The sequence below is a fragment of the Gordonia spumicola genome, assembly GCF_009932475.1.
Lineage (GTDB): Bacteria > Actinomycetota > Actinomycetes > Mycobacteriales > Mycobacteriaceae > Gordonia > Gordonia spumicola.
On the sequence record NZ_BJOV01000004.1, the window covers coordinates 1 to 17,045 of the forward strand.

Annotated in this window: 19 protein-coding genes and 2 pseudogenes; 10 read left to right on the forward strand and 11 right to left on the reverse strand. The window is 67.4% G+C overall.

The window, feature by feature from the left end:
* Positions 1-571 (forward strand): alpha-hydroxy-acid oxidizing protein (locus GYB83_RS11065; RefSeq protein WP_186349770.1); only part of this gene is annotated, 571 nt, incomplete at its 5' end.
* 180 nt (positions 572-751) lie between these two features.
* Here the strand turns inward: GYB83_RS11065 and GYB83_RS11070 are convergent.
* From GYB83_RS11070 to GYB83_RS11080, 3 genes are all read right to left on the reverse strand, one after another.
* Entirely contained in the window at positions 752-1,525 is a 774-nt protein-coding gene (locus tag GYB83_RS11070; RefSeq protein WP_161895403.1) for a CPBP family intramembrane glutamic endopeptidase, read from the reverse strand.
* Positions 1,526-1,752: 227 nt separating this feature from the next.
* A complete protein-coding gene (locus GYB83_RS11075) occupies positions 1,753-2,073 on the reverse strand; it encodes an AzlD domain-containing protein (RefSeq protein ID WP_161895402.1) in 321 nt (106 codons plus the stop codon).
* On the reverse strand, positions 2,070-2,771 hold the full coding sequence (locus GYB83_RS11080; protein WP_161895401.1) for an AzlC family ABC transporter permease: 702 nt from the start codon (positions 2,769-2,771) through the stop codon (positions 2,070-2,072). Before GYB83_RS11080 ends, GYB83_RS11075 begins: the two co-directional genes overlap by 4 nt.
* An 18-nt stretch (positions 2,772-2,789) precedes the next feature.
* Here GYB83_RS11080 and GYB83_RS11085 point away from each other — a divergent pair, with 18 nt between their 5' ends.
* Both GYB83_RS11085 and GYB83_RS11090 read left to right on the forward strand, forming a co-directional pair.
* Positions 2,790-3,380 carry a helix-turn-helix domain-containing protein gene (locus tag GYB83_RS11085; protein ID WP_161895400.1) on the forward strand — a complete coding sequence of 197 codons (591 nt, stop codon included), beginning with the start codon at positions 2,790-2,792 and terminating at the stop codon, positions 3,378-3,380.
* A gap of 82 nt (positions 3,381-3,462) precedes the next feature.
* Entirely contained in the window at positions 3,463-4,881 is a 1,419-nt protein-coding gene (locus tag GYB83_RS11090; protein ID WP_161895399.1) for an LLM class flavin-dependent oxidoreductase, read from the forward strand.
* 3 nt (positions 4,882-4,884) lie between these two features.
* On the opposite strand, the gene GYB83_RS11095 is transcribed toward GYB83_RS11090, so the two are convergent.
* Positions 4,885-5,754: an oxygenase MpaB family protein gene (locus GYB83_RS11095; RefSeq protein ID WP_161895398.1), complete on the reverse strand. Its 870-nt coding sequence runs from the start codon at positions 5,752-5,754 to the stop codon at positions 4,885-4,887.
* Between the two features lie 82 nt (positions 5,755-5,836).
* Between GYB83_RS11095 and GYB83_RS11100 the strand changes: the two genes are divergently transcribed.
* Both GYB83_RS11100 and GYB83_RS11105 read left to right on the forward strand, forming a co-directional pair.
* Entirely contained in the window at positions 5,837-6,478 is a 642-nt protein-coding gene (locus tag GYB83_RS11100) for a TetR/AcrR family transcriptional regulator (protein ID WP_161895397.1), read from the forward strand.
* A gap of 4 nt (positions 6,479-6,482) precedes the next feature.
* Positions 6,483-6,975, forward strand: a pseudogene (locus GYB83_RS11105) (TetR/AcrR family transcriptional regulator); the annotation flags it as partial.
* A 14-nt stretch (positions 6,976-6,989) separates the two neighbouring features.
* Here GYB83_RS11105 and GYB83_RS11110 read toward each other — a convergent pair.
* Positions 6,990-7,495 (reverse strand): annotated as a pseudogene (locus GYB83_RS11110) (TetR/AcrR family transcriptional regulator); the annotation flags it as partial.
* Positions 7,496-7,499: 4 nt separating this feature from the next.
* Positions 7,500-8,141 (reverse strand): TetR/AcrR family transcriptional regulator, encoded by a 642-nt coding sequence (locus GYB83_RS11115; protein ID WP_161895397.1) that lies wholly within the window; start codon positions 8,139-8,141, stop codon positions 7,500-7,502.
* A gap of 82 nt (positions 8,142-8,223) precedes the next feature.
* On the opposite strand from GYB83_RS11115, the gene GYB83_RS11120 reads away from it, so the two are divergent.
* Complete coding sequence (locus GYB83_RS11120; RefSeq protein ID WP_161895398.1) at positions 8,224-9,093, forward strand: oxygenase MpaB family protein; 870 nt, start codon at positions 8,224-8,226, stop codon at positions 9,091-9,093.
* 3 nt (positions 9,094-9,096) lie between these two features.
* Here GYB83_RS11120 and GYB83_RS11125 read toward each other — a convergent pair whose 3' ends face one another.
* Together GYB83_RS11125 and GYB83_RS11130 are read right to left on the reverse strand one after the other, a co-directional pair.
* Positions 9,097-10,515: an LLM class flavin-dependent oxidoreductase gene (locus GYB83_RS11125; RefSeq protein WP_161895399.1), complete on the reverse strand. Its 1,419-nt coding sequence runs from the start codon at positions 10,513-10,515 to the stop codon at positions 9,097-9,099.
* Positions 10,516-10,597: 82 nt separating this feature from the next.
* A complete protein-coding gene (locus GYB83_RS11130) occupies positions 10,598-11,188 on the reverse strand; it encodes a helix-turn-helix domain-containing protein (protein ID WP_161895400.1) in 591 nt (196 codons plus the stop codon).
* A gap of 18 nt (positions 11,189-11,206) precedes the next feature.
* Here GYB83_RS11130 and GYB83_RS11135 point away from each other — a divergent pair, with 18 nt between their 5' ends.
* The 3 genes from GYB83_RS11135 (at position 11,207) to GYB83_RS11145 (ending at position 13,226) form a co-directional block, all read left to right on the forward strand.
* Positions 11,207-11,908, forward strand: coding sequence for an AzlC family ABC transporter permease (locus tag GYB83_RS11135; RefSeq protein WP_161895401.1), 702 nt, complete (start codon positions 11,207-11,209; stop codon positions 11,906-11,908).
* Entirely contained in the window at positions 11,905-12,225 is a 321-nt protein-coding gene (locus tag GYB83_RS11140; protein WP_161895402.1) for an AzlD domain-containing protein, read from the forward strand. The genes GYB83_RS11135 and GYB83_RS11140 overlap by 4 nt, the downstream gene beginning before the upstream one ends.
* 227 nt (positions 12,226-12,452) lie before the next feature.
* Positions 12,453-13,226 carry a CPBP family intramembrane glutamic endopeptidase gene (locus GYB83_RS11145; protein WP_161895403.1) on the forward strand — a complete coding sequence of 258 codons (774 nt, stop codon included), beginning with the start codon at positions 12,453-12,455 and terminating at the stop codon, positions 13,224-13,226.
* Between the two features lie 180 nt (positions 13,227-13,406).
* Here GYB83_RS11145 and GYB83_RS11150 read toward each other — a convergent pair whose 3' ends face one another.
* Positions 13,407-14,687 carry an alpha-hydroxy-acid oxidizing protein gene (locus GYB83_RS11150; RefSeq protein ID WP_161895404.1) on the reverse strand — a complete coding sequence of 427 codons (1,281 nt, stop codon included), beginning with the start codon at positions 14,685-14,687 and terminating at the stop codon, positions 13,407-13,409.
* Between the two features lie 152 nt (positions 14,688-14,839).
* On the opposite strand from GYB83_RS11150, the gene GYB83_RS11155 reads away from it, so the two are divergent.
* Complete coding sequence (locus tag GYB83_RS11155) at positions 14,840-15,952, forward strand: CopD family protein (RefSeq protein ID WP_228461372.1); 1,113 nt, start codon at positions 14,840-14,842, stop codon at positions 15,950-15,952.
* Here GYB83_RS11155 and GYB83_RS11160 read toward each other — a convergent pair.
* The gene (locus GYB83_RS11160) at positions 15,905-16,381 is read right to left on the reverse strand and encodes a DUF4334 domain-containing protein (RefSeq protein WP_161895406.1); all 477 of its coding nucleotides are present in this window, start codon (positions 16,379-16,381) and stop codon (positions 15,905-15,907) included. The two genes, GYB83_RS11155 and GYB83_RS11160, sit on opposite strands and share 48 nt — an antisense overlap.
* Positions 16,382-16,406: 25 nt before the next feature.
* Complete coding sequence (locus GYB83_RS11165; protein WP_161895407.1) at positions 16,407-17,027, reverse strand: TetR/AcrR family transcriptional regulator; 621 nt, start codon at positions 17,025-17,027, stop codon at positions 16,407-16,409.
* Positions 17,028-17,045: the final 18 nt, after the last annotated feature.

Genomic DNA, 17,045 nt, shown 5'->3' on the forward strand with positions numbered 1-17,045 from the left:
CATCGGGGCGATCAAGACCCTGTTGTCCATCGCCCGCAACGTCCCCGGCGATCTGAGGAAGAACCTCACCGCCCCCGAGCCGAGGGCCGCGGTCGAGACGTTCCTCGACATCTACTCGCGACCGTCGCTCGACTGGGACGACATCCTCACCCTGCGCGAGATGACCGACCTTCCGATCGTCCTCAAGGGCGTCCTGCATCCCGACGACGCGCGCAAGGCCGTCGAGCTCGGGATCGACGGGATCGTCGTCTCCAATCACGGCGGGCGTCAGGTGGACGGATCGATCTCGTCCACCGACGCGCTCGTCGACATCGTCGACGCCGTGAAGGGGCAACTCAAGATCCTCGTCGACTCAGGCTTCTACACCGGCTCCGACGTGTTCAAGGCCCTCGCGCTCGGCGCCGACGCGGTCTGCATCGGCCGCCCGCACATGTACGGCCTCGCGTTGAACGGCGCCGACGGCGCGCGGGATGCCGTGGCGAACATCCTCGCCGAACTGGACCTCACCCTCGGCCTGTCCGGGCACACTGACGTGAACGCACTCGACCGCTCCGCGTTGAAGAGGCTGTAGAACCGTCGTCACACCCACGTGCTGTCGCCGCATGCTGATTGAGCCGTTGTCGGCCCCATCGCCGGTGGGGAGGTGTCTCGCTCGCGGCGACACCTCGACCTCGGCGTGTCTGAGCACACCGACGTGCGGGGCTGGACAGGAGTGTGCTGAAGCGTCTGTGACGTCGTTGCGGAGGCTCGATCAAGCAAGTGTCGGGGTGGCGGGTTCGATGCGATGGCGGCGGGCGAGAAGCAGGATCGCGAGTACGGGATACGCGAGGATCGGAACGAATGTCCCGAGGTAGGCCGTGCTCCCGAGCGTCCCGCTCAGCAACGCGAAGTCGAACAATCCGTGAAGTACAGAGTTCACCGCGTTCGACCCCGATACCCGTCGCGTCAAGTAGAAGAAGTACCCGGCGAGGCCGACGATGATCGCTTGCGGCACGGCGGAAGCTCCGTGACCGACGATGTTGCTCAAATGGACGACGCCGAATATCAGGCTCGACCAGAGCGCGACGCGACCTTCGGTCATCCCGTGCTTGCGAAGCACGGTGACACCGATCCCGCGGAACATCCCTTCTTCTCCCCAACCGACGAACTGCGTCGCGATCAGCAAGGCGAGCGTGTAACCCCATCCCTTGTCGCCCAAGGCGGAGTAGTCGATTCCGAGGACGATAGCCCCTCCGAGAATCGCGGGCACGGCCCACACCCAACGGCTGACCGGACGGTCGTCGGTGAGCACCTGTCGATTCCAGCCGAGCGCGGCGACGACGCCGTAGGTGAAGACGAGTGCCAGTCCGATCGGGATCAGCAGTGTGAAGACGACGCCGCGCGTGGAGTCCATTGAGTCTTCACCTGCGGCTTTGCCGATGAGCAGGCCGCCTGCTTGAAGGATTAGCAAGTACACGACGACGACCGCGGCGAAGGCGAGATAGCTGAGATTCCGGCCGCTCGTGAGGCCTGGAGCACGTGTCATTGCGACATCATATGCACCAGTCGCACGACGGCGATGAACAATACGATCGTCGTCGCCACATGCTGATAGGTGGCGTGCACGTCGCCAGATTTCGACTCGTCACTCGCTCGCGCTCGCGACGGCTCAATCACCGGTGGGGAGGTGTCTCGTACGTGTTCGCGACGGCTCAATCACCGGTGTGGGGCAGATCCAGTTTGCGCGACACGTGCAGTGGAGTGAGACGTCGATCAGGCCACTCCCATCAGCCTGAGCAGGGCGGTGGTCGCCGCGGCGCCGATGATGACGACGACCAGTGGGGCCTTGAACCACGCCGCGGCCACTCCGACGGCGACGCCGATCGGGCGGGCCGGACCGGTGAGCTCGTCGCCGGTGAAGAGCGCTCCGGTGAGCGCGACGGCGATGAGCAACACGATCGTCGCGCGTTCGATGGCCGCTTCGACCTGCGGTGACACCGTGACACGCGTGCGCAAGAGAAGGCCGGCGAGTCGGATGCCGTAGGTTCCCGCGGCGAGTAGCGCGAGCGCCCCGGCGAACTGCCATCCGGTCATGCGTCCACCTCCTCGGGGATCGGCTCGGCGGCGGGACGACGCCGGGTGGCGAGCCGGCCGATCGGGATGCCCAGCAGGGCGAGCATCACCGGCAGTCCGGCGGTGACGAATCCGGCCGTGGCAAGGGCGATCGTTCCGCCGAACACGGCCGCCCAGCGCGTGTCGGGATCGCGCAGGGCGGGCAAGGCGAGCGCGGCCATCAGGGCGGGGAACGCGGCGTCCAACCCCAGGGTCTCGGGACTGGCGATCACCTGGCCGACGAGTGCACCGGTGAGGCCGCCGAGCGGCCATGCCACGACGACGGCGAGTCCGCAGACGAGGAAGGCCCGACGCGCGGCGACGGGATCACGATGGGGTGCGGAGTAGACGGCCGTCTCGTCATTCACGATGTGGGCCGCGGCGTAGATGGTCTTGTCGGTGCGCACGAACCGCCCGATGGACAGTGCGTACGAGAAGTTCCGGGCGTTGACCAGCAGCCCGGCGAGGGCGCCGACGATCGGGACGCCGCCGGCCGCGACGACGGAGACGAGGACGAACTCGGACGATCCGGCGAGGACGACGCACGACATCAGGAGGATCTGCCACCAGGCGAGACCGATGCCGTGGGCGGCCGCGCCGTACGACACGCCGACGACCCACATGGACGCGCCGATGACGAGGATCTCCCGTGGGACGAATGTTCGCCATGATGAACGCATGACCATTATGATGGACCGATGGATGATGTTCGTCAAGATGGACGATCGGCCGATATTTCGAACGCCAACCCGCAGAAGCTGGTCGCCGCGGCGCTGAAGCGCGAACGGACCAGGGCGGGGCTGTCGATCACCGAACTGGCCCGGCGGGCGGGAATCGGCAAGTCGACGCTGTCGCAGTTGGAGTCGGGCGACGGCAATCCGAGCGTCGAGACCCTGTGGTCGATCAGCGTGGCGCTCGGCATCCAGTTCTCCGCGCTCGTCGACGCGCCGCGGCCGAACGTCGAGGTGATCCGGCTCGGCGAAGGTCCGACGATCACCGCTGGTGAAGCCGACTTCTACACGGCGACGCTGTTGTCGGCGGCGCGCCACGGAACGCGGCGCGACGTCTATCTGATCCGCGCCGACCGGGGGAGGCCTCGGGTGTCGCAGCCGCATGCGCGCGGCGTCGTCGAGCACGTCGTGGTGTGCGTCGGGCGGGCGAAGGCCGGGCCGACCGAGTCGGCGGTCGTCCTGAATCCCGGCGACTATGTGAACTATCCGGGCGACGTCGAGCACATCTTCGACGCCCTCGACGACGGCACGATCGCCGTCCTGCTCAGCGAGTCGTAGTCGAGCGAAGTACGCGCGGCGATTGAGCCCACCGCGCGTGGAACGGTGGCCGGGAGCGGTCGGCGGTCGCAGGATCGGGGCCATGACCCGCCAGATCCGTCTCAACGCCTTCGACATGAACTGCGTCGCCCACCAGTCGCCCGGGCTGTGGCGCCATCCCGACGATCGGTCGTGGGACTACAACACGCTCGACTACTGGGTGGACCTGGCGAAGCTCCTGGAACGCGGACGCTTCGACGGATTGTTCATCGCCGATGTGCTCGGCACGTACGACGTGTACGCCGGTACCGACGAGGCCGCGATCCGGCAAGGTGCACAGATCCCCGTGAACGACCCGTTGTTGCTGGTCTCGGCGATGGCGCACGCCACCGAGAACCTCGGATTCGGCGTCACCACCGGCACCGGATTCGAGCATCCGTACCCGTTCGCGCGCAGGCTGTCGACGCTCGACCATCTCACCCGCGGCCGCATCGGATGGAACGTCGTCACCGGCTACCTGCCGGCCGCCGTCCGCAACATGGGCGACGCGGGCCTCCTCGATCACGACGCACGGTACGACCATGCCGACGAGTATCTGACGGTCCTGTACAAGCTGTGGGAGGGATCGTGGCAGGACGACGCCGTCCGACGCGATCGGGCCGCCGGTGTGTTCGCCGACCCGGAGAAGGTCCACCACATCGGGCATCGCGGTGAGCACTTCACGGTGCCGGGCATCCACCTGAGCGAACCGTCCGCCCAGCGCACGCCGGTCGTCTACCAGGCGGGAGCCTCGACGCGCGGAAGTCGTTTCGCGGCAGAGAACGCCGAGGCGATCTTCGTCGCCGCCCCGACCAAGACGATCCTGCGCGACGTGGTCGCCCGCACGCGGGACGCACTGGTCGCAGCGGGTAGAGACCCGTACGACGCCCGGATATACACGCTCGCCACGGTGATCACCGACAGCACGCCGGAGGCGGCCCGGGCGAAGGCCGCCGACTACCGGAGGTACGCGTCGGACGAAGGATCACTCGTCTTCATGTCGGGCTGGATGGGCATCGACTTGTCCCGGTACAGCCTCGACGACCCGATCGGCGCCGTCGAGTCGAACGCGATCCAGTCGGCGGTGGCCGCGTTCTCGCAGGCGGACGAGGACGGTGAGGCGTGGCGGGTGCGCGACGTCGCCGCGTGGGGAGGGATCGGCGGGATGGGACCCGTCCTCATCGGGTCGGGTGACGAGATCGCGGAGACCTTGATCGACTGGGTCGACGACACCGACGTCGACGGATTCAACGTCGCGTACGCGGTGACTCCGGGGTCGTTCCGTGACGTCGTCGATCATGTGATTCCGGCGCTCGACGCACGTGGCGCCTACCAGTCCGAATATCGGCCGGGGTCGCTGAGGAACAAGCTGTTCGGGCGAGGTGATCGTCTCCCGGACAACCATCGGGGCGCGACGTTCCGCGTCGGGGGATCGGCGTCGACGATCGACGACTCGACCCGCGCCGTCCACGTGGGGGCGTGACGGTCAGACGAGCGGGCGGCCGGTGCGGATCCGCCAGCGGACGTCCATGAGCAGCAGCCCGAACGGGAACTGGCGGAGCGGTCGCGGCATGACCTTGACCGCGGCGCGCAGGACCGCGTTGTGAGCGTCGAAGATACGCTTCTGGGTGCGTGTCTGGGTGACGCCGAGCTTGTCGCGGAACTCGGGCGGAAGGTAGCCGACGGTGAGCAGCTCGGACCACGGGCCCAGGATCATCGAGACCGGTTTCGCCGCGAACTGGAACCTGACCAGCGACTTCAGGTAGCTGCGGATCACGTCGTCGAGTTCCATGCTCGCGACGGTCTCGTTCCAGTACGCCTCGAAGTCGGCGCGGGTCGCGGGCCACATCTCGGCGGGCATCTGGAGGGTGGTGCCCATGATCGCGCCCTGGCGGTACGCCTCTTCGGTGATGGCGGACGGGTCGCCGTACAGGCGGACCATGTCCTCCCATCCGCGGTAGAGGCAGGCGGCGACCCACAGCTGGAGCTTCGGGTCGAAGGCGTTGTACTTCACCGGGCTCGACGACGTCGAGCGGACGTGGGCGTGCGACTTGTTGACGGCCTGCCGGTACTTGCGGCGCAGTTCGGCGTCGCCCATCGCGGCGACGGCCAGGTAGGTGAGCGTGGTCCGGGTCCGCTTGATCGGGTGCTTGTACAGGTTGCCGGTGTCGACCTTGCTCTCGTAGACCCCGTAGCCGACGGCGGGCAGAGTGAGCTGCATGATCACGTTCGCGGGTCCGGCCAGGAGTGCGGGCCCGAGGAGAGTCAGGTCGTCGATCTGTTGTTCGTCGAGCTCGACGCGGGTGGCCCGCGGCATCGAGTCGGCTTCGAAGGACTCGATCGGCTGTGCAGTCATGACAACTCCAAGTGATAACGATTGTTTCCTGTTATCGATTCAACGCGTGACGTCGTCCGCTGTCAAGGAATGGAATGTCAGTATGGACTCCGTGACGAAGCCGGGTGAGACAGCGAACGAACTCCGTTCGTACGGGGGCGAAGCGGGCGACGCCAGGGTGGCCCGTCGCCGCGCGGCGCTCGTCGACGCGAGCCTGGGCATGCTGACCGAACCGGAGAGCGGCGCCGTGACCGTCCGGGGGATATGCGCCCGCGCGGGTCTCACGCCGCGCTACTTCTATGAGAGCTTCGACAACATCGACGCACTCGCGAGCGCCACCTACGACGGCGTGATCGCGGAGATCGCCGAGCGGGCGGCGGCTGCGTTCGCGTCCGGTCAGGATCCGCACGACAAGGTCCAGGCGGCCGTCGAGGCGATCGTCGACGTGATCGACTCCGACCGACGCAAAGGCAGACTCATCTTCTCCGACACGCTGCACAGTCCCGTTCTCGCAGGTAGGAGGGCGGCGTCGCTGGAACTGTTCGCTGCCCTCACCTCCGAGTCGGCGGCCCAGGTGGGGCGCATCGCACGTGTCGATGAGACGATGGCCGCAGCGCACTTCCAGGTGGGCGGCCTCGGCCGCGTCCTCGCCTCGTGGACCGAGGGTCGCTTGGACCTCGATCGCGACCGACTCGTCGCGGTGTGTGTGCGCATGATGCTGCCGACCTCGGCGGAGCGGAGCTGACTCGATGACCCGACAGACGACCGGATCGTGGCGCGACTACGGCGCCGTCCACCTTCCGGCGCCGTTTGAGCGCAGCGCTCGAAGCGTTCATGGAGCACGGCTACCACGGCACATCGGTGCGCGACATAGCTTCCCGCGCAGGGCTTTCCGTGCCGGGCCTCTATCACCACTACCCGTCGAAGCAGTCGCTTCTGCAGGGGCTGCTCGAGCTGGACGATGACCGACCTTCTGCGTCGTTCGGCGCAGGCGATCGAGGAGGCGGGCGACGATCCCGTGACTCGGTTCGACGCCCGTCGTCGAATCGCTGTTGCGCTTCCACATGTTCCGACGTGAGCAGGCGTTCGTCGGGTCGACCGAGCTCGGGAGCCTCGAGACGAGTACCGACCCGACGTACATCGGGCACCGCAACGACGCAGCAGCGGATGGTCGACGAGATCGTCATCGACGGTGTGGCCGCGGGCGTGTTCGACACGTCGGACGCGAAGGGCGCCGCGCGGGGCGGTGGCGACGCACATACGTCGCCACCGCCCGCGCAGGCGCCCTTCGCGTCCGACGTGTCGAACACGCCCGCGGCCACACCGTCGATACGATCTCGTCGACCATCCGCTGCTGGCGCGTGCGGTGCCCGATGTACGTCGGGCGGTACTCGTCGTCGAGGCTCCGAAGCTCGGTCGACCCGACGAACGCCTGCTCACGTCGGAACATGTGGAAGCGCAACAGCGATTCGACGACGGCGTCGAACCGAGTCAGCGGATCGTCGCCCGCCTCCTCGATCGCCTGCGCCGAACGACGCAGAAGGTCGGTCATCGTCAGCTCGAGCAGCCCCTGCAGAAGCGACTGCTTCGACGGGTAGTGGTGATAGAGGCCCGGCACGGAAAGCCCTGCGCGGGAAGCTATGTCGCGCACCGATGTGCCGTGGTAGCCGTGCTCCATGAACGCTTCGAGCGCTGCGCTCAACGGCGCCGGAAGGTGGACGGCGCCGTAGTCGCGCCACGATCCGGTCGTCTGTCGGGTCATCGAGTCAGCTCCGCTCCGCCGAGGTCGGCAGCATCATGCGCACACACACCGCGACGAGTCGGTCGCGATCGAGGTCCAAGCGACCCTCGGTCCACGAGGCGAGGACGCGGCCGAGGCCGCCCACCTGGAAGTGCGCTGCGGCCATCGTCTCATCGACACGTGCGATGCGCCCCACCTGGGCCGCCGACTCGGAGGTGAGGGCAGCGAACAGTTCCAGCGACGCCGCCCTCCTACCTGCGAGAACGGGACTGTGCAGCGTGTCGGAGAAGATGAGTCTGCCTTTGCGTCGGTCGGAGTCGATCACGTCGACGATCGCCTCGACGGCCGCCTGGACCTTGTCGTGCGGATCCTGACCGGACGCGAACGCAGCCGCCGCCCGCTCGGCGATCTCCGCGATCACGCCGTCGTAGGTGGCGCTCGCGAGTGCGTCGATGTTGTCGAAGCTCTCATAGAAGTAGCGCGGCGTGAGACCCGCGCGGGCGCATATCCCCCGGACGGTCACGGCGCCGCTCTCCGGTTCGGTCAGCATGCCCAGGCTCGCGTCGACGAGCGCCGCGCGGCGACGGGCCACCCTGGCGTCGCCCGCTTCGCCCCCGTACGAACGGAGTTCGTTCGCTGTCTCACCCGGCTTCGTCACGGAGTCCATACTGACATTCCATTCCTTGACAGCGGACGACGTCACGCGTTGAATCGATAACAGGAAACAATCGTTATCACTTGGAGTTGTCATGACTGCACAGCCGATCGAGTCCTTCGAAGCCGACTCGATGCCGCGGGCCACCCGCGTCGAGCTCGACGAACAACAGATCGACGACCTGACTCTCCTCGGGCCCGCACTCCTGGCCGGACCCGCGAACGTGATCATGCAGCTCACTCTGCCCGCCGTCGGCTACGGGGTCTACGAGAGCAAGGTCGACACCGGCAACCTGTACAAGCACCCGATCAAGCGGACCCGGACCACGCTCACCTACCTGGCCGTCGCCGCGATGGGCGACGCCGAACTGCGCCGCAAGTACCGGCAGGCCGTCAACAAGTCGCACGCCCACGTCCGCTCGACGTCGTCGAGCCCGGTGAAGTACAACGCCTTCGACCCGAAGCTCCAGCTGTGGGTCGCCGCCTGCCTCTACCGCGGATGGGAGGACATGGTCCGCCTGTACGGCGACCCGTCCGCCATCACCGAAGAGGCGTACCGCCAGGGCGCGATCATGGGCACCACCCTCCAGATGCCCGCCGAGATGTGGCCCGCGACCCGCGCCGACTTCGAGGCGTACTGGAACGAGACCGTCGCGAGCATGGAACTCGACGACGTGATCCGCAGCTACCTGAAGTCGCTGGTCAGGTTCCAGTTCGCGGCGAAACCGGTCTCGATGATCCTGGGCCCGTGGTCCGAGCTGCTCACCGTCGGCTACCTTCCGCCCGAGTTCCGCGACAAGCTCGGCGTCACCCAGACACGCACCCAGAAGCGTATCTTCGACGCTCACAACGCGGTCCTGCGCGCCGCGGTCAAGGTCATGCCGCGACCGCTCCGCCAGTTCCCGTTCGGGCTGCTGCTCATGGACGTCCGCTGGCGGATCCGCACCGGCCGCCCGCTCGTCTGACCGTCACGCCCCCACGTGGACGGCGCGGGTCGAGTCGTCGATCGTCGACGCCGATCCCCCGACGCGGAACGTCGCGCCCCGATGGTTGTCCGGGAGACGATCACCTCGCCCGAACAGCTTGTTCCTCAGCGACCCCGGCCGATATTCGGACTGGTAGGCGCCACGTGCGTCGAGCGCCGGAATCACATGATCGACGACGTCACGGAACGACCCCGGAGTCACCGCGTACGCGACGTTGAATCCGTCGACGTCGGTGTCGTCGACCCAGTCGATCAAGGTCTCCGCGATCTCGTCACCCGACCCGATGAGGACGGGTCCCATCCCGCCGATCCCTCCCCACGCGGCGACGTCGCGCACCCGCCACGCCTCACCGTCCTCGTCCGCCTGCGAGAACGCGGCCACCGCCGACTGGATCGCGTTCGACTCGACGGCGCCGATCGGGTCGTCGAGGCTGTACCGGGACAAGTCGATGCCCATCCAGCCCGACATGAAGACGAGTGATCCTTCGTCCGACGCGTACCTCCGGTAGTCGGCGGCCTTCGCCCGGGCCGCCTCCGGCGTGCTGTCGGTGATCACCGTGGCGAGCGTGTATATCCGGGCGTCGTACGGGTCTCTACCCGCTGCGACCAGTGCGTCCCGCGTGCGGGCGACCACGTCGCGCAGGATCGTCTTGGTCGGGGCGGCGACGAAGATCGCCTCGGCGTTCTCTGCCGCGAAACGACTTCCGCGCGTCGAGGCTCCCGCCTGGTAGACGACCGGCGTGCGCTGGGCGGACGGTTCGCTCAGGTGGATGCCCGGCACCGTGAAGTGCTCACCGCGATGCCCGATGTGGTGGACCTTCTCCGGGTCGGCGAACACACCGGCGGCCCGATCGCGTCGGACGGCGTCGTCCTGCCACGATCCCTCCCACAGCTTGTACAGGACCGTCAGATACTCGTCGGCATGGTCGTACCGTGCGTCGTGATCGAGGAGGCCCGCGTCGCCCATGTTGCGGACGGCGGCCGGCAGGTAGCCGGTGACGACGTTCCATCCGATGCGGCCGCGGGTGAGATGGTCGAGCGTCGACAGCCTGCGCGCGAACGGGTACGGATGCTCGAATCCGGTGCCGGTGGTGACGCCGAATCCGAGGTTCTCGGTGGCGTGCGCCATCGCCGAGACCAGCAACAACGGGTCGTTCACGGGGATCTGTGCACCTTGCCGGATCGCGGCCTCGTCGGTACCGGCGTACACGTCGTACGTGCCGAGCACATCGGCGATGAACAATCCGTCGAAGCGTCCGCGTTCCAGGAGCTTCGCCAGGTCCACCCAGTAGTCGAGCGTGTTGTAGTCCCACGACCGATCGTCGGGATGGCGCCACAGCCCGGGCGACTGGTGGGCGACGCAGTTCATGTCGAAGGCGTTGAGACGGATCTGGCGGGTCATGGCCCCGATCCTGCGACCGCCGACCGCTCCCGGCCACCGTTCCACGCGCGGTGGGCTCAATCGCCGCGCGTACTTCGCTCGACTACGACTCGCTGAGCAGGACGGCGATCGTGCCGTCGTCGAGGGCGTCGAAGATGTGCTCGACGTCGCCCGGATAGTTCACATAGTCGCCGGGATTCAGGACGACCGCCGACTCGGTCGGCCCGGCCTTCGCCCGCCCGACGCACACCACGACGTGCTCGACGACGCCGCGCGCATGCGGCTGCGACACCCGAGGCCTCCCCCGGTCGGCGCGGATCAGATAGACGTCGCGCCGCGTTCCGTGGCGCGCCGCCGACAACAGCGTCGCCGTGTAGAAGTCGGCTTCACCAGCGGTGATCGTCGGACCTTCGCCGAGCCGGATCACCTCGACGTTCGGCCGCGGCGCGTCGACGAGCGCGGAGAACTGGATGCCGAGCGCCACGCTGATCGACCACAGGGTCTCGACGCTCGGATTGCCGTCGCCCGACTCCAACTGCGACAGCGTCGACTTGCCGATTCCCGCCCGCCGGGCCAGTTCGGTGATCGACAGCCCCGCCCTGGTCCGTTCGCGCTTCAGCGCCGCGGCGACCAGCTTCTGCGGGTTGGCGTTCGAAATATCGGCCGATCGTCCATCTTGACGAACATCATCCATCGGTCCATCATAATGGTCATGCGTTCATCATGGCGAACATTCGTCCCACGGGAGATCCTCGTCATCGGCGCGTCCATGTGGGTCGTCGGCGTGTCGTACGGCGCGGCCGCCCACGGCATCGGTCTCGCCTGGTGGCAGATCCTCCTGATGTCGTGCGTCGTCCTCGCCGGATCGTCCGAGTTCGTCCTCGTCTCCGTCGTCGCGGCCGGCGGCGTCCCGATCGTCGGCGCCCTCGCCGGGCTGCTGGTCAACGCCCGGAACTTCTCGTACGCACTGTCCATCGGGCGGTTCGTGCGCACCGACAAGACCATCTACGCCGCGGCCCACATCGTGAATGACGAGACGGCCGTCTACTCCGCACCCCATCGTGATCCCGTCGCCGCGCGTCGGGCCTTCCTCGTCTGCGGACTCGCCGTCGTCGTGGCATGGCCGCTCGGCGGCCTCACCGGTGCACTCGTCGGCCAGGTGATCGCCAGTCCCGAGACCCTGGGGTTGGACGCCGCGTTCCCCGCCCTGATGGCCGCGCTCGCCTTGCCCGCCCTGCGCGATCCCGACACGCGCTGGGCGGCCGTGTTCGGCGGAACGATCGCCCTTGCCACGGCCGGATTCGTCACCGCCGGACTGCCGGTGATGCTCGCCCTGCTGGGCATCCCGATCGGCCGGCTCGCCACCCGGCGTCGTCCCGCCGCCGAGCCGATCCCCGAGGAGGTGGACGCATGACCGGATGGCAGTTCGCCGGGGCGCTCGCGCTACTCGCCGCGGGAACCTACGGCATCCGACTCGCCGGCCTTCTCTTGCGCACGCGTGTCACGGTGTCACCGCAGGTCGAAGCGGCCATCGAACGCGCGACGATCGTGTTGCTCATCGCCGTCGCGCTCACCGGAGCGCTCTTCACCGGCGACGAGCTCACCGGTCCGGCCCGCCCGATCGGCGTCGCCGTCGGAGTGGCCGCGGCGTGGTTCAAGGCCCCACTGGTCGTCGTCATCATCGGCGCCGCGGCGACCACCGCCCTGCTCAGGCTGATGGGAGTGGCCTGATCGACGTCTCACTCCACTGCACGTGTCGCGCAAACTGGATCTGCCCCACACCGGTGATTGAGCCGTCGCGAACACGTACGAGACACCTCCCCACCGGTGATTGAGCCGTCGCGAGCGCGAGCGAGTGACGAGTCGAAATCTGGCGACGTGCACGCCACCTATCAGCATGTGGCGACGACGATCGTATTGTTCATCGCCGTCGTGCGACTGGTGCATATGATGTCGCAATGACACGTGCTCCAGGCCTCACGAGCGGCCGGAATCTCAGCTATCTCGCCTTCGCCGCGGTCGTCGTCGTGTACTTGCTAATCCTTCAAGCAGGCGGCCTGCTCATCGGCAAAGCCGCAGGTGAAGACTCAATGGACTCCACGCGCGGCGTCGTCTTCACACTGCTGATCCCGATCGGACTGGCACTCGTCTTCACCTACGGCGTCGTCGCCGCGCTCGGCTGGAATCGACAGGTGCTCACCGACGACCGTCCGGTCAGCCGTTGGGTGTGGGCCGTGCCCGCGATTCTCGGAGGGGCTATCGTCCTCGGAATCGACTACTCCGCCTTGGGCGACAAGGGATGGGGTTACACGCTCGCCTTGCTGATCGCGACGCAGTTCGTCGGTTGGGGAGAAGAAGGGATGTTCCGCGGGATCGGTGTCACCGTGCTTCGCAAGCACGGGATGACCGAAGGTCGCGTCGCGCTCTGGTCGAGCCTGATATTCGGCGTCGTCCATTTGAGCAACATCGTCGGTCACGGAGCTTCCGCCGTGCCGCAAGCGATCATCGTCGGCCTCGCCGGGTACTTCTTCTACTTGACGCGACGGGTATCGGGGTCGAACGCGGTGAACTCTGTACTTCACGGATTGTTCGACTTCGCGTTGCTGAGCGGGACGCTCGGGAGCACGGCCTACCTCGGGACATTCGTTCCGATCCTCGCGTATCCCGTACTCGCGATCCTGCTTCTCGCCCGCCGCCATCGCATCGAACCCGCCACCCCGACACTTGCTTGATCGAGCCTCCGCAACGACGTCACAGACGCTTCAGCACACTCCTGTCCAGCCCCGCACGTCGGTGTGCTCAGACACGCCGAGGTCGAGGTGTCGCCGCGAGCGAGACACCTCCCCACCGGCGATGGGGCCGACAACGGCTCAATCAGCATGCGGCGACAGCACGTGGGTGTGACGACGGTTCTACAGCCTCTTCAACGCGGAGCGGTCGAGTGCGTTCACGTCAGTGTGCCCGGACAGGCCGAGGGTGAGGTCCAGTTCGGCGAGGATGTTCGCCACGGCATCCCGCGCGCCGTCGGCGCCGTTCAACGCGAGGCCGTACATGTGCGGGCGGCCGATGCAGACCGCGTCGGCGCCGAGCGCGAGGGCCTTGAACACGTCGGAGCCGGTGTAGAAGCCTGAGTCGACGAGGATCTTGAGTTGCCCCTTCACGGCGTCGACGATGTCGACGAGCGCGTCGGTGGACGAGATCGATCCGTCCACCTGACGCCCGCCGTGATTGGAGACGACGATCCCGTCGATCCCGAGCTCGACGGCCTTGCGCGCGTCGTCGGGATGCAGGACGCCCTTGAGGACGATCGGAAGGTCGGTCATCTCGCGCAGGGTGAGGATGTCGTCCCAGTCGAGCGACGGTCGCGAGTAGATGTCGAGGAACGTCTCGACCGCGGCCCTCGGCTCGGGGGCGGTGAGGTTCTTCCTCAGATCGCCGGGGACGTTGCGGGCGATGGACAACAGGGTCTTGATCGCCCCGATGCTCACCTCCGGCTTGGCGGCGACCGCGCCCTTGAGACGTTCGGAGACGATCTCCCAGAACGTCGGGTCGGACGTGTACTGGTCGATGCCCTCGGCACGCGCGAACGGCAGCGATCCGAGGTTGAGATCCTGCGGGCGCCAGCCCAGCATCGTGGTGTCCAGGGTGACCACGATGGCCGCCGCACCCATCTTCTCGGCGCGTGAGACGAGGCTGCGGACCAGGCGGTCGTCGGTGGACCAGTACAGCTGGAACCAGCGCGGCGCGCCCTGACGGACCGACTCCATCTCGGCGGCGACGTCCTCCATCGGCGCGCAGCCCTGATTCGAGAAGATGTACGGGAGTCCGAGCTCGGCGGCCGCGTGCCCGATGTGCACGTCGGCCCGGTCGTGGGCGAGGGCTCCGGCCCCGACCGGCGAGAACAAGATCGGCGCGGGCAGCGTCTGACCGAACAACTCGATCTGCAGCGACCGCTCGCTCGTGTCCCGCAGGACGCGGGGGACGATCGCCCACCGGTCGAGTGCGTCGCGGTTGGCCGCCATGGTCCGGCCTTCGCCCGCGCCGCCCGCGATGTACGCCCACCCGCGGGCCGACATGGCCGCCCGCGCACGCTCCTCGAGGGTCGCGAAATCCGTGGGGATGGAGGGACTGCGCCCGTGGATGCCTGCCCGGTAGATCTCGTTCTGCCGTGCGCGGCCGATGCTCGAAGTCATGGCGCCATTGTGGCGCACCGCCTCTCACCAGCCCCGCCGGCTCTGACCCTTGCGCATTTTCCTAAGGAACCCTTAAGGTTCGTATTCTTATGGATAGCCTAACCTTGCTTGCCGCTGGATCGGCGCCCTCGGCCAAACCCGCCTGGCAGATCATGACCACGATCGGCTACTTCGCTGCATTGTCGTTCGCGACCGGCTTGTCCATGACCCTCGCCTACCTGCTGCCCGGACGAGCTCGCGACGGTCGGACCGAGGCGGCACTCCTCGCGCTCGCCCGCCCAGTCGCCGTCCTCACAGCACTCGGTGGATACTTCCAGTACGTCGCGCGGGTCGCCAAGTCGGACGTCGACGCCTCCTGGCTGCAGGCCGCGACGTTCACCCACGCGGGCGACTACCTCTCACTGCCGAAGGCCGAGGGCACGTGGATCGCGGCAGGCGTCATGGGCACCCTCCAGTTCGTGACGTTCATCGTGCTCGCCGCGATCGTCTGGAACATCCGTCGCGGACAGCGCGTCGCCGTCGCCGGGTTCTGGACGGCGATCCTCGCCGCGGCGATGCCGAGCCTCACCCTCACGCTCACGACGGCCGACCTGGACACCGTCGCCGACCGCGAACTCAAGCTGACGCACATCCTGGCCACCGACATCTGGGTGGGCGGCCTTGTCGTCCTCGCCGCCGCGGGTGTCATCGCTGCACGTCGTCGTCTCGATGCCGACGCGGCCACCGATGAGGCAGGCGCATGGGAGCAGATGTGGTCGCGGTTCAGCATCTGGGCGATGGGCGCGGTCATCGCGATCGCCGTGTCGGGCATCTGGCTCACCTGGGTGCACCTCGGCTCGTTCGGCCAGTTCGTCACCACGTCGTACGGCCGATTCCTGCTGATCAAGCTGATCCTGGTCGCCCTCATGGTGGGAGCAGGAGCCTACAACGCGCTCGTCCTGATCCCGCGGATCCGGCGCGCGCGAGCGGCAGGCGACGACCGGACCTTCACCCGGCTCGCCCTGCACCACTTCCCGCGCATCGTGATCGCCGAGTCGGTCGCGGCGTTCGCGGTGCTGGTGATCGTCCCGTTCCTCGCCGGCTCGGCGCGCAAGCAGGACGGCCAGGCCGACGCAGGCCCCTTCGACTGGGGCACCTTCGGCCTGGGCTTCGCGCTCATCGCCCTCGCCGTCGCAGGCTGCTCGGCGACCGTCCGCGGCATCGAACGCCGCGACGCGTCACTCGCGGACGAGGAAGAAGTAGAAGTGCCGGTCGCGCACCAGTGAGGTGCTGCCGTTCATGATCCCCATCAGCGTGTTCTCGTCGACCCGCTTGAAGTGGTCGAAGACCGGCTGACCGTCGTACACCATCGTCGCCGTCACCTCACCGCGGAACTCCACGTTCCAGAGGCTGGCGGCACCCTTGCCGATCTCCAGATTCGAGTACAGTTCACCGTCCGCGTTCCGGCACACCATCGGTGCGACGTCGTACCGTCCGCGCAGCCACTTCCCGTGCCAACCGACCGTCGCCAGGCTGCCGTCGAGCGCATGCCCCGACGGGAGCTCGCCGCCGCGGTAGTCGCCGAGGATCTCGTCGATCGCGACCGTCGGCAACGCCGCCCAGATCGCGTCGAGCTCCGCCGGGTCGCTGGGCTCCTGCGACGCCGCGCGACGATGGAAGTCCGCGACCGCGTCCCGCTCCGTAAGTTCACTCATGCTCGCATCTTATGACGACAAGCACTCAGTCGACCACCAGTCCGCCGAGAATCGTGTTCGCATAGATCTCACCGATCTGCCGCGGCGTCATCGGACCGTCGAGGTCGAGCCAGACGTGCGTCCACGCACCCATGCCGATCACGCCGAACGCCACGAGCCGAGGGCTGCCCTCCCGACGGAACACACCCAGCTCCATGCCCTGCTCGATCACATCGACGAAGAAGCCCTCGAACTCGTCGCGCTTGCGCTGGATCTCCGTGAAGAGCTCGCCTTCGAGAAACCGCCGCTCCTGCATGAAGACCGTGATCTCGGACTTGTACATCGACATCGGCTCCAGCAACGCCTCGACGATCAGCCCTCGCAGCTTCTCGACGGGCGTCGCGTCGGGAACGTTGACGACCGCCCTCGCACGGCCGACCTGATAGTTGATGAACTCGTCGTGGACCCGCTTGAGCAGGTCCTCCTTGCTGCCGAAATGGTGATAGAAGGCGCCCTTCGTGAGCCCGGCGTCTTCGACGATCGCCTGCACCGACGTGGCCGCGTACCCGCGACGTTCGAACAGTCGAACCCCACTCGCGAGCAGTTGGGCTCGAGCACCCTCCGGATCGCGCGTCCGCTTGGTGCGAACCCCTTCACGAGCCTCCATCAGAACCACCTCTCCCAC